This window comes from Pandoraea iniqua (genome assembly GCF_902459685.1).
Classification (GTDB): domain Bacteria; phylum Pseudomonadota; class Gammaproteobacteria; order Burkholderiales; family Burkholderiaceae; genus Pandoraea; species Pandoraea iniqua.
In genome coordinates, this window is sequence record NZ_CABPSF010000003.1 from 977,141 (window position 1) to 990,788 (window position 13,648).

A 13,648-nucleotide genomic window follows, 5' to 3' on the forward strand; every position below is an offset into this window, starting at 1 on the left:
TCGATCAAATCTCGATCTTCGTCCCCAACTCGACCACACGGTTGGCCGGAATGCTGAAGAAGTCGGTCGGCTTGGCCGCGTTCTGATGCATCCATGCGAACAGACGTTCGCGCCAGATCGACATCCCCGGCAGCTTGGTCGGCACCACGGTTTCGCGGGCGAGGAAGAACGACGTATCCATCAGCTCGAAATGCATGTCCGTCTTCTCTTCGAGCAGATGCAGCACTTCCTTCACGTCCGGCGTTTCGTTGAAGCCGAAGGTCGACACCACGCTATACAAGCCGCCCGTGTGGTCCTTCACTTCCATACGCTTGTCGTCTTCGACGTAAGGCACATCGACCGTGCGGAACGTCAGGAAGATGGTGCGCTCGTGCAAGATACGGTTGTGCTTGAGGTTGTGCAGCAAGCTCACCGGCACCAGCGTGTTGCCGCCCGTCAGATAGATCGCCGTGCCCGCCACGCGATGCGGCGGATGGGCCAGCAACCCTTGCAGAAACGGCCCCAGCGGAATACCGTCGGCAGCCGTGCGCTCACGCAGCAACTGGCGTCCCTTGTGCCACGTCATCAGCATGAAGAACAGGAACGCGCCGAGCGCCAGCGGCAGCCAGCCGCCCTCCTCGACCTTGATCAGGTTCGCGCCAAAGAACGCGAAGTCGACCACGAGGAAGCCGGTAATGATCAGCGCCACGAGGAACTTGTTCCAGTTCCAGACCTTGACCATCACCACGCACGCCAGAATCGTCGTAATCACCATCGTCGTCGTGACGGCAATACCGTACGCCGCAGCAAGATTGCTCGACGACTTGAACGCCAGCACGATCCAGATGATCACCAACAGCAGCGACCAGTTGATCACCGGCATGTAGATCTGGCCGATTTCGCGATCGGACGTGTGCAGAATCTTCATGCGCGGCACGTAGCCCAGTTGAATCGCCTGACTGGTCAACGAGAACGCGCCCGAGATCACGGCCTGCGATGCGATCACGGTCGCCGCCGTGGCGACCACCACCAGCGGCAGCAGCGCCCAGTCCGGTGCCATCAGGAAGAACGGGTTCTCGATCGCCTTCGGGTTGCTCAGCAGCAGCGCGCCTTGGCCGAAGTAATTCAGTACCAGCGCCGGGAACACCAGCGCCGTCCATGCGAAGCGAATGGGACGGATACCGAAGTGCCCCATGTCGGCATACAGCGCCTCGGCACCGGTCAGCACCAGAAACACCGAGCCCAGCACGATGTAGGCCTGAAGTGCGTGAGTATGAATGAAATGGATGCCGTAGTACGGGTTGATCGCCTTGATGATCTCGGGCGCCGCGAACATGTTGTACACGCCCAGCACGCCGAGAATCACGAACCACACGACCATCACCGGGCCGAACAGGCGGCCCACTTTGGCCGTGCCCGACTTCTGCATCGAAAACAGAATAATCAGGATGACGATGGTGATCGGCAGCACGAACCGCGTCAGCGATGGCGCCGCGATTTCGAGCCCCTCGACCGCCGACATCACGGAGATGGCTGGTGTGATCACCGCATCCCCGTAGAACATGCACGCCCCGAACATCCCCAGCATCATGAGCACCGACGCCCACTTGCTGCCCGCGCGCACGCTGCGAAGGCTCAGCGCCATGAGCGCGAGCACGCCGCCCTCGCCCCGGTTGTCGGCGCGCATCACGAACAGCACGTACTTCAGGGAGACGACGATGACCAGCGCCCAGAACAGCAGCGAGATGATGCCGAACACGGCTTGCTGGTTAAACGGAATGCCGTGCTGCGGATCGAAACATTCCTTGAGCGCATAGAGCGGGCTGGTGCCGATATCGCCGAAGACGACGCCAATGGCTGCGACCATCAGCGCAGGCATGGGCTGAGGGCGATGCCCCTGTCGTATGGTTTGCGTCATAAGGTTTGGGTAATCGCTTTATTGCGCTGCACAAAATGGGCGCTATTCTAACTGGCTGCCGAGTCCCTAGCTAGTCGGGACGGCCCCCGAGTGCCGGACGCCACACACGACACGTTTGCTTAGGATAATTGCAGCCGCGCCCCGTGACCAGCGCGCCGCCACGTGGTTTTCCCGGGCCTTCACGCCACCCCGACCCCACCGGGGTAACGCGCTTTTCACGGCAATTCGAGTTGCAAATGCGAGACATGCGCGATTCGCCGGTCGACAGTCCCGACAATTGCGTGTAGCGAAAGGGGCATCCCTCTCGATTCCCCATGAAAAAAGCCGCCCGAAGGCGGCTTTCTCATAACCTCACGGCATGCAATCGACTTAGTGGCGCTTGGTCGTCTTGCGGTTGCCGGTGCTCTTGACCGAGCGGACCAGATCGGAGTCGGCGCTGTTCTGCTCGGCTTCCAGCGAACGGATCTGACCCTGAAGGTCCGTCAGGCGAATACGCGCTGCGGAGCGTTCGGTTTCGAGTGCCGAAGCCTGCTCACGCACGGCCTGCTGGTTCTGCGCCAGCGCTTGTTCCTGCTGACGCTGGATTGCCAGATCGCTCTGCACCGCGTTCAGGCGGGCTTCGCTCTCGGCCAACTGACGCTCCATCAGCGACTTCTGCGCTTCGAGCTTGATGCGGCGAATCTCCACATCGGCCAGCACCTGCGTCTGACGGACGAAGTCACCGTACAGGGCTTCGGCCTTCTTCTCGTTGTTCAGCTTGACCACACGCCAGAACTGCCCTTCATGGAACAGTGCGACGTAATACCCCATGGTCTGCGGATAGAACAACAGGCTGGCGCCGTAGCGGCCGTTGTACGTCGTGCGAAGTTCGGTCACTTCCTTGTTCTGGATGCGATCGCGCAGTTCCTGAATCGTGCCCGAGGCCGAAGCCGGGGCCGAGACACCTTGCGCTGGCACTGCCGGTGCGGCGAATTGACCGGGCGTCGTCGAACCGGTCACATCCTTGACCGCATCCGCGGCCCCCGCTGACGTCCCCCAGGCTGCCAGGCATGCCACCCCCACGCCCAACCAAAACCGCCCCCGGCAATCACTGATTTTCATCTGATCTGTTTTCCTGTTATCGACCGGATCGTTTAACGACCCTTATGCGTCGCCTTCATTCGCCCCCCCGGACTCCGCCCCGAGGATCTGAGACCTGCGTATTTTAGCCACGACAGTGTAACGGACATCATGTCCCGCCGCCGTCCTGCCTCTCTCGCCGATACGCTGGTTTGCCCTCGTCCGGATATCTCTGTGTCCCCGGCAGGTGCCCGCGCTGCCGGCAGATAATAACCGCACGCTCACAATAGCCGCCAATTCTATCCATTGCGCGGCGCTCTTCCAAGCGCGGAATGCAATATTGAGGCGGTAGGATTTCAACTGTTGACACCACGCAACCCTGCAGCCAAAGGTTTTCCCTCAAACCGAAGTTGTGTGTCAGACAAATCCCTGCATTGAAGGGTTTTAAAAGGCTATGGCCTACGCAATGCGCGGAAGTGTGCCCGAGACGCTTTTGCGAAGATGACCTGCGCAGTGCACGACACGCAGGCATCGCGTCAGCTTTCGTACTCGCTGGCCAGTTCCGAATCGTTGCCCAGAATCTGGTACTTGCGCATTTTTTCCCACAAGACCTTGCGGCTGATGCCCAGCGCATTGGCCGTGTCCTGCCGGCGCCAGCCGTTGGCATCGAGCGCGGCGACGATGCGGGTACGCTCGGTGGCGTCCCAGCGCGCCCGGTCGGTGAGGGCCCCCGCGCGGGCCGGGTCGTCCGGGCGCACGATCACGCCGGTCGCCAGCGCCTCGAAGATCGCCCGGATGCGGCGTTCGTCCCACGTCCCCAACTGCCGGTAGATGATGCCCACCCGCTCGGCGATGTTGCGCATTTCGCGCACGTTGCCGGGAAACACACCGCCTTCGACCAGTTCGCGCAACCAAGGCGGCACCTTGCCGCCGATGTCCGGATCGGACGCGACCTTGCCGAGATACGTGCTGAACACTGCCAGCTTGTCGATCGGCCCGCGCTCTTCAAGACTGGGAATGTGCAACTCGATCACCGCCAGCCGATAGAACAGGTCGGCACGGAACAGTTCGTCGCGCACCATCGACTTCAGGTTCTTGTTGGTGGCCGCCACCAGCCGGAAATCCAGCTTCACGGGCTGCACCGAGCCCAGACGCGTGACCGCGCTGTCTTCCAGCACGCGCAGCAGTTTCACCTGTTGATAAAGCGGCAGGTCGCCGATTTCATCAAGGAACAGCGTGCCGTCGTTGGCTTGCTCGAAATAGCCCTTGTGCGAATACAGCGCCCCTGTGAACGCGCCCTTGGCGTGCCCGAAGAAATGCGATTCGAACAGGCCGTCGGGAATCGCGCCGCAGTTCACGGCGACGAACGGCCCCTGTCCGTAGTGGGTCTGTTTGTCGTGCAGCAGACGGGCGATGCGCTCCTTGCCGACACCGGTTTCGCCGTGAATCATCACGTTGGAATCGCAATCGGCGAACGCGTCGACTTCGGCCAGCAGGTTGAGCATGGCACTCGATTGCGCCACGAGCGGATCGGCCGGCGCCGGCGCGCGGTCGGCCTCGGCAATCGCGCCCGACAGTTTGAAGATGAGCGTGCGCAGTTCGGCGCCGGAAAAGTCGAGCGTGAGGATGTTGCTGTATTCGGGCGGATACGTGCGCGGATCGTTCTCGCGCGGCGCGGTCGCGACCCAGATCACCGGCATGCCGTGACCGAGTTGCCACTCGTGCGCGTTGGTGGCCGCCCCTTCGATCACCGAGACACTCACCACCGCGATTGACGCCCGCGTCTTGGTGCGCTCGCGCGACAGGTCGGCACCGTCGGCGCGAATCACTTCCATGTCGAAACTGGCGAGGCAATGCGCCACCCGGTCGGCAATGTCGGACTTGCCTTCCCACACATACACGTCGAGGTCTTCACGTACTGGCTTGCTTTTCATGCTTTTCCGCTGGTCGCCGGACGCCCCCGGGCGTCCGTCATGGTGAAGTTTTGTCGTCGGGTTATCGCGTTATCGGGTTATCGCGTTATCGGGTGATGTCTTATGAACTCCGCTAATACACCAGTTGCACCAGCCCGTTCTGGCAGTTGATGCTGTCCACCGTCACCGTCGTCATGCCGAGCGTGATACCGAGCGCGTTGAGCAGCGTGTTGAGCAACGTGCTGATCGGCGTGAGAAGCGGGTTGAGCAGCGTGTAGAGAATGCTGCCGAGCACGGGGGAGATGTTACTGGTGCTGAGTCCGCTCTTCACGTTGTCGATCCGGCACTGATTCGCCCCGCTGCCCGACAGATTGCAAAGCAGATCGGAGAGACCGCCCAGCAGCCCGTTCACGATGCCGCCGAGGGTGTTCACCAACCCGGTGACAAGCCCCCCAACGCCGCCCAGCACTTGCGGCAGATTCAGCGTCAGCACACCACCCAGCGTTGTGCCCAGCGCATTCACCGTGGATTGAAGGCCGTTTGCGGCGTTGCTCAGGAACCCGTTGACCGTCGAAATCGTCGACCCGACCGCCGCACTCGGCACGTTGCCCACCAGCCCGCCGGCGACCGTATCCGACGAAGACGAGCCCGACGCGCTCACATCCAGCGACAACCCTGTCAGCAGTGCCGACACGATCTGGCTGAGATTCACGCTCGAGCCGATCGGCCCGACCTTCTGCGGGAACGGTCCGCTGAACGTAATCGGCGCGGGCGAATTCGTCACCAGCGACAGATTCACGTTGCCCGAAACGCTGATCAGGTTGAGCAACTTGGCGATGGTCACGCGGTTGGTCATCAGCGTGGTGCAACTGGCCGGATTGGTCTTCACGTTCACACCGCTGGCCGCCGCACCGACGCAAACATTGACCAGCCCCGAGTTCACCTGAATCGTCGTCGACGGCGTCGCGCCGCACTGCACCGACGTGACCGTCCCGGTCGACTGCGCGACTTCGATCACCAAGGGCAGATTCAGCGTCGTACCCAGCGAGTTGAGCAACGCGCCCGCGACCGAGCCCAATGACCCGGAAGCGGCTGCCGTGTTGATCGTGAGGAACAACCGCACCTGTGCCGTCGTGGCCTTGGCCCCTACGCCGCCGACACCTACCTGCGGCGGCGAGATGACGTTCGCGCTGGCCGTCACGGCATTGCCGAGAATACTGAGCCCATTGATCGCAATCGCGTTATTCCCGTTCGCACCGACGATAGCCGCCGTAATCAGATCGGCGACGCCGATGTTGGCAGTGAGTGCGTTGGCGGCCGTCACACCGGCGGCATCGATATTCGCGATGATGCCGGGGCTCGTCGCGGTACCCAGCAACTGAATCGGCAGACTCAATACCGGGCTGTTGCCGAACACATTGATCAGGTTACCCAGTGCGGTCACCGACGCCGACAACGCACCGTTCTGCGTCGCGAGTGCGGTGTTCGTTGCACTGAGCAGGGCCCCCAGCGTCAGGTTCTTCACCGCCGCCACGCCGGAGAGCGACGCCACCGTCACGTCGCCTGTCACCGGCACACCCAGCGCCTGCAACAGCCCTTGCGGCGTGATGTTCACCCCGACGAGCTGCTGTGCCGCGCCGACATAAAGCGTTGGCGAAATCCCGATCGATTGCAGCAACGGCGCGAGCACCGAATTATTGGCATTCAGTGCCAGCAGGCCCGAGTCGACGGTGAACGTCACTACGGCCGGCGCCTTGCGGGCGATCGCCGTCGCCGTGATGTTGCGCGTGCCCGTGAGTTGGAAGAACGAGACCACCGGCAGGGTGAGCGTCACCTGCACGGCATTACCGCTGGCCGCGCCGCCCGAGCCGACCGGCGCAAACGTGCCGGGCGTCGTGGCGCTCGCGGTCGGATTCGTCCAGATGCCGCACGCCGTCGCCACCGTCGTATTGGCCGCGTCTGCGCCCAGATTCGCCGTCACGTTCGCGCGGGCCACCGTGTCGTACGAGGTGGCGTTGGCGCAGCCCGGCAGCGTCTGCGCCCCTGCGAGCGCCGCCATGTCGGCGGTGCGTTGCAGGTCGCGCCGCTTCATGAAGGCATAGCCCGCGTCGATGGCCAACGCGAGAATCAGCACCACGATGACGAAGGAAAACGCCACGATCGGCACCGAGCCACGCTGACGCCCGCCCGGCCGGCGCAGATTGCCCAGCCATGTTGCAGGGTTGCCACGAGGCGCGGCGGATGCCGCGGGGCGAGCCGTTTTGCGCGTGCGCGCACGGGGTGTCATGAGGAATTACTGGCTCGCGCCAGCCCCTCCACCGGAAACCGCCCCGCCACCGCCACCGCCCCCTCCGCCCGCGCTATCGCTTTGCACCATCGTCGGGTAGAACGCGGGAATGGCGTAGTTGAAGCTGTCGAGATAACGCCTATAAGCCCGCGACGCCGTGGCACCGAGCATCGGCAAGCCGCGCCCTGCCGCCAGATTGCTCGCCTGCAACGTGAGCAACGCTTCGGTCTCGTCGCCCAGCATGCCGTCTGCGGCGTGCTCGCCCACGCGTAACGGTGTCGTGCGGCGCACGGAGTTCGGTGGCACACGGCTGACCTGCGCAGCCTGCGCCGGTTGGGCTGCGGGTGCCGTCTGCGTGGCTTGCCCGACCGTCGCATCCGGCGATGGAATTTGCTGGACCGTAGCGGTATTCGCGGGTGCAGCGGTGGCCTGCGCCACCGTGCGCGCATCGGCACCGCCCATCTGTCCGGTCAGGGGGGCCGTTTGCGCGCCAGCCCAGTTTGCGTACAGCGCGAGTGCGATACCCGCAAGGCATGGCACGCCGAGACCGCGCCGGCCCGGCACGTCCCGATCTGCCGCCCGGGGCTGCGGGGAGAGTCTCTCCCTTCGTTGCATTTGGCCTGCCATCATCACGTCTCCCTGAAGTTGCGTGACTACTTATGCGTGACTGGTGCTGTGGGCGTCGTTGTGAATGCGATGCCTGCGCTTATTGTGAGTTGGACGAATTGGCAAACCGGTCGAGCATCGACGTCGGCATGTCGCTGCGCGCCACATCGCTTGCCCGCGCGAGCTTGGCATCGGCCGCGTTTGCCGCCGTACGATTCGGCGCAGCGTCGACCGTCGCCGCCACGGCGCGCGCGCCGGGCTCTGGCAGACGCACGACCACGTTGCTGGCCTTGGCAGACGGCGCCGCGACCGGCGGTGTCGGCTGCGCAGAGGCCGCCGTCACCGCAACCGTCGCTACCGTCGCTACCGCCGCCACTGGCGGCACCGGCGGCACAATCGCCGCAGCCGCCTGCGCCGCCGCCCGGGCGGCCGCAGCATCTGCGGCAGCGCGCGCCGCCTGCGTGTGCGTGCGGATATCGGTTGCCAGTTTGTCGATGGCTTCGCGCGTGGCGGGTGGCATCTTGGCCTGCGTCATCATCTGGTCGGCGCGCGCGCGCTCGCCCGTCACCAGCAGATACACGGCCAGATTGCTCAGCACCTTGCGACTGTCGGGCTTCAGCTCCGCGGCCTGCGCGAGCGGCACCCGTGCACCGGCTGCATCGCCGTTGCATAGCTGCGCAAAGCCAAGATCGCTCAGATAGAACGGCTCCGTCGGCGCACGGCTCACGGCCTCGCGCAGCGCCTGCGTCGCGCCCGCATAGTCCTTGCGCTGCGCGGCCACCAGACCGAGCCCGTGCCACGCCGCAGCGGCGACCGGGCTGGCGAGCAGCGTCCGATAGGTTGCCTCGGCAGCGTCCGGCTGACCGGTTTCGCGCAACGCATCGGCGCGCAGAATGTCGACGTCGGGCGAGTTGCCGTACTGAATCCGGAACTGATCGATGTGCGCCAGCGAGGCGAAATAGGCGCCCCGCTCCTGCATCTCGCGAATCATCGACAGGTACAACTCTTTCGTATCGGGTGCGGCCGTCTTGGCCTTCGCCTCATCGTCCTGCTGTGCACGCATGAGCGCGGCGGCCGACGGCGCACCATAGCCGCCGCCCTTCGACGCGCACCCGGCAAGCATCACCACGCACAGCGCCCCGAGGCACACCTGCGTCATTTGGGATCGTGTCATGGCTACAAGCCCTCCAGAGTTTTCGCCAGCGACAGAATCGCTGGGCCTGCGACCACCAGCATCAGGGCGGGCAGCAACGTGAGCATCATCGCCAGCGTCATCTTGACCGTGAGCTTGCCGATTCGCTCTTTCATCGTCTGCCGCCGTTGCTCACGCAACCGGTCGCTGAACTGCTGCAACGGCTCCTGCACCGCGCCGCCATGTTGTTCCACCTGCGCAATCAGGCGCACCAGCGCGCGCAGGTCGTCGTTGTCGTACACCTCACGCAACCGCACCATCGACGCTTCACGTCCCCGCCCGGAGGCGTACTGACGATTGGCGTTCTCGAATTCCTTAGAGAGGATGGGCAGCACTTCGCGAAAATCCGACACCACCACGTACAAGCTCTGATCCATCGACAGCCCCACGCCTTGCAGCAGGCGCAGCAAGTCGATGAGCAACGGCAGTTCTTCCACGATCTCGCGACGCCGCTGCGCAGCCTGACGCTGCACGTAGAACTTCGGCAGCAGCAGGCCCACGCCAACAGCACCGAGCAGGCGCAGGATCGTGCTCAAGCCGCCACCGCCGGGGAACCAGATCCACACGAAGAGCAGCAGCACCACCGCCAGCGCCACGCGCGAAAACAGGAACAGCGATTTCGCCCGCACGCTGTCCCAGCCGCATTGCGCGAGCAGCAGACGATCTTCGGCGGCGATCAGGTACTGCCCGAAGCGCGTCTCCGACCACTGCTTACCGAGCGCCGCCGCGCGGTCGAACAACGAACGCCAGCCTTTCGCGCCAGTGCTGGTGCCTTCGTCCTCGTCACCCGGCGCACCCGGCGAAAGCGAGCTGCCGATCGGCGCCGTCGCTGCGCGCATGGCCGCCAGCGTCTGCTGCTGGCGATTTGCGAGCATCTGGTCGATCACGCGCCCGCTGCGGTCCTGACGCATGCCGCGCAGCAGGATCGCCGACGCTGCCAGCAACAGGCCGGCCGCGACCAGCAGCAGGCCGAACATCAGCCAAGTGTGCGAGTCGGAAGCCAGCGACGTGAAGGACGAAAAGTTCATCAGGGGCGCCTCTCGCTCAGATGGACTTAGCCAGCCGGTACAGGATGAAGCCGCCCGCGACTTCCAGTCCGAGACCGACCGCGAGAATCTTCTGACCCGACGTTTGCTGGAACATAGGTTCGAAGAACGCCGGGTTGAACAGCATCAGGAACGCGCTCACCACAATCGGCAATGCGGCCAGCACCCACGCCGACATCCGCGTCTCGGACGACAGCGCGTGCAGCTCCGCCTGCGCCTGTTCGCGATCGCGCATGAAGCCCGACATGCGCGACAGAATCTGATCGGCGCGCCCGCCGAAACGCGTCGACAGATCGACCACCGACGCAAACAGATAGATCTCTTCCACGCGGTACACGCGGGCAATCTGCTTGAGTGCGACATCGAGATCGACGCCGGCCTGCACCTGCCGCACAGCACTGTCGAGCAATTCGCGCAACGGCATGTCGGCATTGCCGGATGCTGTCTGGAATGCCGCCGGCAAACTGTTGCCGACCGTCAGCATGCGCACCATGCCATCGAGAAACACCGGCAACTGACGCACGATCTCGGCGTGCCGGCGAACCCCCTTGAACCAGTAGCGCAACACGACGCCGAGCAGGTAGAGAATCAGCACGATCAGCGCCGAGAACGGCCCGTGCCACACCCAGAAAATCAATGCGAGCCCGAGCCCACCGCCCACCAATGTGGCGTAGAACCCCGGCGTGGGATACACGCCTGCGCGCTCGAAGAAGAACTCCCACGGCAGCGCTTTGCGGCGTGCCACGCGGGCAATGGCGCCTTCAGCCGCAGCGAATTGCGGCGCGTTGTGGGCCAGTTGGCGCTCGAGAAACGCGCTCGTCGCCTGCTCGCGGGCGCGTTGATAAGTGCGTCGCCAAAGCTCCAGCCCGCCGGCCACCAACAGCAGCGCGATGCAGGCGAGCCACAGCACGAGGGGGTTCATCGACGCCGCCCGAAGAAGCCGCCGCCACCGGAATCGGGGGGCGTATTGCCCGGCTGCTGCGCGGCAGCGGCAGCGGCATTCGCGTTGCGCGTCTGGTCCTTGTAGCGCTGCAATTTGGGCGAGTGCGGTTGAATGCCCAACGACACCCAACGGTCTTTTTCTTCACCGTCAGGCCCGACGAAGCTTTCGTGACGGTAAAGCTCCTGCGTCGAAATCACGGTGTCCGAGACGCCCGTGACTTCGGTAATCGACAGAATGCGCCGGCGTCCGCTGGAGAGCCGGCCAATCTGCACGATGAAGTCGAGTGCGCTCGTAATCTGCCGGCGCAGGCTGCTTTCGCTGCCTTGGAAACCCGCGAAGCCCGCCAGCATTTCGAGACGATAAAGACATTCGCGCGGTGAGTTGGCGTGAATCGTCGCCATCGAGCCTTCGTGGCCCGTGTTCATCGCCTGCATCATTTCCAGCACTTCCGAGCCGCGCACTTCGCCCACGATGATGCGGTCGGGGCGCATCCGCAAGCTGTTGCGGATCAAGTCGCGGATGGTCACTTCACCCGAGCCGTCGAAGCCGCCTTGACGCGACTCCAGACGCACCACGTGGGGGTGGTTGAGCGAGAGTTCTGCCGTGTCTTCCACCGTCACCACGCGCTCGGTGGCGGGGATGAAGCTGGCCAGCGCATTGAGCAGCGAGGTCTTGCCCGAGCTGGTCCCGCCCGACACGAGAATGTTGCAGCGTGAGCGCACGGCCGCTTCGAGCAAGCCGTAGATCTCTTCGTTGAAGCTGCCGAGCGCGAGCAGGTCGGACGGCTTGAGCGGGTCTTTGCGGAACTTCCGGATCGACACCACCGGCCCGTCGACGGCCAGCGGCTCGATCACCACGTTCAGGCGGCCGCCGTCGGGCAAGCGCGCATCGACCATCGGATTCGATTCGTCGAGCCGGCGGCCGATCGGCGCCAGAATCCGCCGCACGATCCGCAGCAAGTGCGCGTTATCGGAGAAGCGCAGCGCCTCGCGCGCCAGCACCCCCTTGCGCGACACGTACACGTCGTTGTAGCCGTTGATCAGAATGTCTTCGACCTCGGCGTCGCCCAGCAGGTCTTCGATCGGCCCGAAACCGGCCAGCTCTTTCGTGAGCGCGTCGGAGATCTGACGCAACTCGGCCTCGTTGATCGGAATGCGGCGAAGCCGGACGAAGCCGTCCATCTCCAGGTCGACAAACTGCTGGATGGCACCCCGGCTCCAGCGGCCGAATTCGGCACCGAGTTCCTCGATCCGCGCGAGCAGATGCTCGTGCGCTGCGGTCTTGATGTCCTGAAATTGCTGCGAGTTGGCAAAAGCGCGCCTGTCGTCCGCAAATTCGATCGAGTCGGTCATATCAGTGCTTTCCAATGAAGCGGCCAAGCCAGCCCGAGGCCTGACGATGTGCCGCAGCACCTGCATGCTGCGCGGCAAGCAGTCGTTCGGCGAGCGGTTGCAACGCCCGCACGTACGGATCGCTGCGTGCCGTATCGAGAATCAACTTGCCTTGATTGGTTGCCGAGAGCATCGCCAGCGGCCGGTCGGGCAGCGTGGCGAGCAGCGGCACGTCGAAGCGTTTGGCGATCTGGTCGGCCGCCATGCCGTAACGCGGGTCGTAGCGATTGAGCACCAGATGCAGATGACTGCGCTCCACGCTCTTCTCTTCGAGATCGCGCAGCAGAGAAGCCAGCGAGACGATCGCGCCCACGCTCTGATCGACCACGAGCCACACCTCGTCGGCCGCGCGCACCAGACTCGACACGAACGACGGATTCGAGAACCCGCCCAAATCGGCCACGATCAGGTCGAAGAACGAGCGCAGGCGGTCGGTGAGCGCCAGCGCGTCGGCGGCGGCCACACTGCGCATGTCGCCCAGATCGAGCGGCAGCGGCAGCACTGCGAGCCCGCTCGACGCGTGCGAGACGGCGGTGTGTACCAGCGTCTCGTCGAAGCGTCGCAGGTTCTGCACAGCCTCAGCGAAGCTGAACTGGCTTTGCGTATTCAGATACAGCAGGCCATCGCCCGACGGCAGCCCGAGATCGAGCAGCGCAACGTGGCCGAGCAGCGACGCGTCGAACTTATCGTCTTTGCCCGCCGGTGCTTTCACCGGTTTGTTCGAAGGTGTGCCGACGGCAAGTTCCTGCGAGAGTTGCGACAGGTGCGCGGCCAGCGTGCTACAGCCCACTCCGATGCGCGCGCCGAGCAGCACCACGAAACGGCCGTGGCGGGTCGGTGCCGAGGCGCTTGGCGGCGGCGTCTGATCGATCACGCGGCGAATGACGTCGAGCGCCTCTTCGTGCGTGGAGTGCATGTCGATAAAGTCGTGCACGCCCGCGCGAATGGCGGCCTTCATGCCGTCGGCGCGCACCATCGAGCCCACCGCCACGAGCGGCAGCTTGGGTGCGACGCGCTTGAGCATCTGCGCGAGTTCGGCGGCCTGAGCGATGCCGCCGTCGGCTGGCTCATCGGCGTGGCCGGTCGGTTCGCCCGAAAAATCGAGCAACACAACCTGCGGATCGAGATCGCCGATGCGCTGCTGCAACTGCGCAGGGCGTCCCGCTTCCTGTAGCAAGACGCCCTCTTCGCGCAGCGCTGCCGAGAGCCACTGACCGTGGCCGGCATGCGCGCTGCAAAAGAGGAAGCGATGCAACTCAGTCATGGTGTCCAGTATTCGCGTCGGTGCGTTCATGTTTGCACTCCTTACTGCTC

At 64.2% G+C, this 13,648-nt stretch carries 10 protein-coding genes; all 10 read right to left on the reverse strand.

Features of this window, described 5'->3' with window-relative positions:
* Nucleotides 1-4: 4 nt before the first annotated feature.
* The 10 genes from PIN31009_RS15235 to PIN31009_RS15280 all read right to left on the reverse strand — a co-directional run bounded on the left by PIN31009_RS15235 (nt 5) and on the right by PIN31009_RS15280 (nt 13,628).
* Nucleotides 5-1,897, reverse strand: a complete 1,893-nt coding sequence (locus PIN31009_RS15235) for a potassium transporter Kup (RefSeq protein WP_170935863.1) — start codon at nt 1,895-1,897, stop codon at nt 5-7.
* A 369-nt stretch (nt 1,898-2,266) separates the two neighbouring features.
* Nucleotides 2,267-2,896 (reverse strand): DUF2968 domain-containing protein, encoded by a 630-nt coding sequence (locus PIN31009_RS15240; protein WP_174996088.1) that lies wholly within the window; start codon nt 2,894-2,896, stop codon nt 2,267-2,269.
* Nucleotides 2,897-3,492: 596 nt separating this feature from the next.
* Nucleotides 3,493-4,890: a sigma 54-interacting transcriptional regulator gene (locus PIN31009_RS15245; protein ID WP_150684439.1), complete on the reverse strand. Its 1,398-nt coding sequence runs from the start codon at nt 4,888-4,890 to the stop codon at nt 3,493-3,495.
* Nucleotides 4,891-5,002: 112 nt separating this feature from the next.
* Nucleotides 5,003-7,156, reverse strand: a complete 2,154-nt coding sequence (locus tag PIN31009_RS15250; RefSeq protein ID WP_150790785.1) for a pilus assembly protein TadG-related protein — start codon at nt 7,154-7,156, stop codon at nt 5,003-5,005.
* 6 nt (nt 7,157-7,162) lie between these two features.
* A complete protein-coding gene (locus PIN31009_RS15255) occupies nt 7,163-7,696 on the reverse strand; it encodes a DUF3613 domain-containing protein (RefSeq protein WP_174997189.1) in 534 nt (177 codons plus the stop codon).
* 166 nt (nt 7,697-7,862) lie between these two features.
* Nucleotides 7,863-8,936, reverse strand: a complete 1,074-nt coding sequence (locus PIN31009_RS15260) for a tetratricopeptide repeat protein (RefSeq protein ID WP_150790787.1) — start codon at nt 8,934-8,936, stop codon at nt 7,863-7,865.
* A 2-nt stretch (nt 8,937-8,938) separates the two neighbouring features.
* Nucleotides 8,939-9,982, reverse strand: a complete 1,044-nt coding sequence (locus tag PIN31009_RS15265) for a type II secretion system F family protein (RefSeq protein ID WP_150684443.1) — start codon at nt 9,980-9,982, stop codon at nt 8,939-8,941.
* A 16-nt stretch (nt 9,983-9,998) separates the two neighbouring features.
* The gene (locus PIN31009_RS15270; protein WP_150684444.1) at nt 9,999-10,922 is read right to left on the reverse strand and encodes a type II secretion system F family protein; all 924 of its coding nucleotides are present in this window, start codon (nt 10,920-10,922) and stop codon (nt 9,999-10,001) included.
* Nucleotides 10,919-12,295, reverse strand: coding sequence for a TadA family conjugal transfer-associated ATPase (locus PIN31009_RS15275; protein WP_150684445.1), 1,377 nt, complete (start codon nt 12,293-12,295; stop codon nt 10,919-10,921). Before PIN31009_RS15275 ends, PIN31009_RS15270 begins: the two co-directional genes overlap by 4 nt.
* 1 nt (nt 12,296) lies before the next feature.
* Nucleotides 12,297-13,628, reverse strand: coding sequence for a hypothetical protein (locus tag PIN31009_RS15280; RefSeq protein WP_150790788.1), 1,332 nt, complete (start codon nt 13,626-13,628; stop codon nt 12,297-12,299).
* Nucleotides 13,629-13,648: the final 20 nt, after the last annotated feature.

Coding starts and splice junctions, on each gene's coding strand:
- PIN31009_RS15235 (WP_170935863.1), bottom strand. CDS start 1,897: ATGACGCAAACCATACGACAGGGGCATCGCCCTCAGCCCATGCCTGCG.
- PIN31009_RS15245 (WP_150684439.1), bottom strand. CDS start 4,890: ATGAAAAGCAAGCCAGTACGTGAAGACCTCGACGTGTATGTGTGGGAA.
- PIN31009_RS15250 (WP_150790785.1), bottom strand. CDS start 7,156: ATGACACCCCGTGCGCGCACGCGCAAAACGGCTCGCCCCGCGGCATCC.
- PIN31009_RS15260 (WP_150790787.1), bottom strand. CDS start 8,936: ATGACACGATCCCAAATGACGCAGGTGTGCCTCGGGGCGCTGTGCGTG.
- PIN31009_RS15265 (WP_150684443.1), bottom strand. CDS start 9,982: ATGAACTTTTCGTCCTTCACGTCGCTGGCTTCCGACTCGCACACTTGG.
- PIN31009_RS15270 (WP_150684444.1), bottom strand. CDS start 10,922: ATGAACCCCCTCGTGCTGTGGCTCGCCTGCATCGCGCTGCTGTTGGTG.
- PIN31009_RS15275 (WP_150684445.1), bottom strand. CDS start 12,295: ATGACCGACTCGATCGAATTTGCGGACGACAGGCGCGCTTTTGCCAAC.
- PIN31009_RS15280 (WP_150790788.1), bottom strand. CDS start 13,628: ATGAACGCACCGACGCGAATACTGGACACCATGACTGAGTTGCATCGC.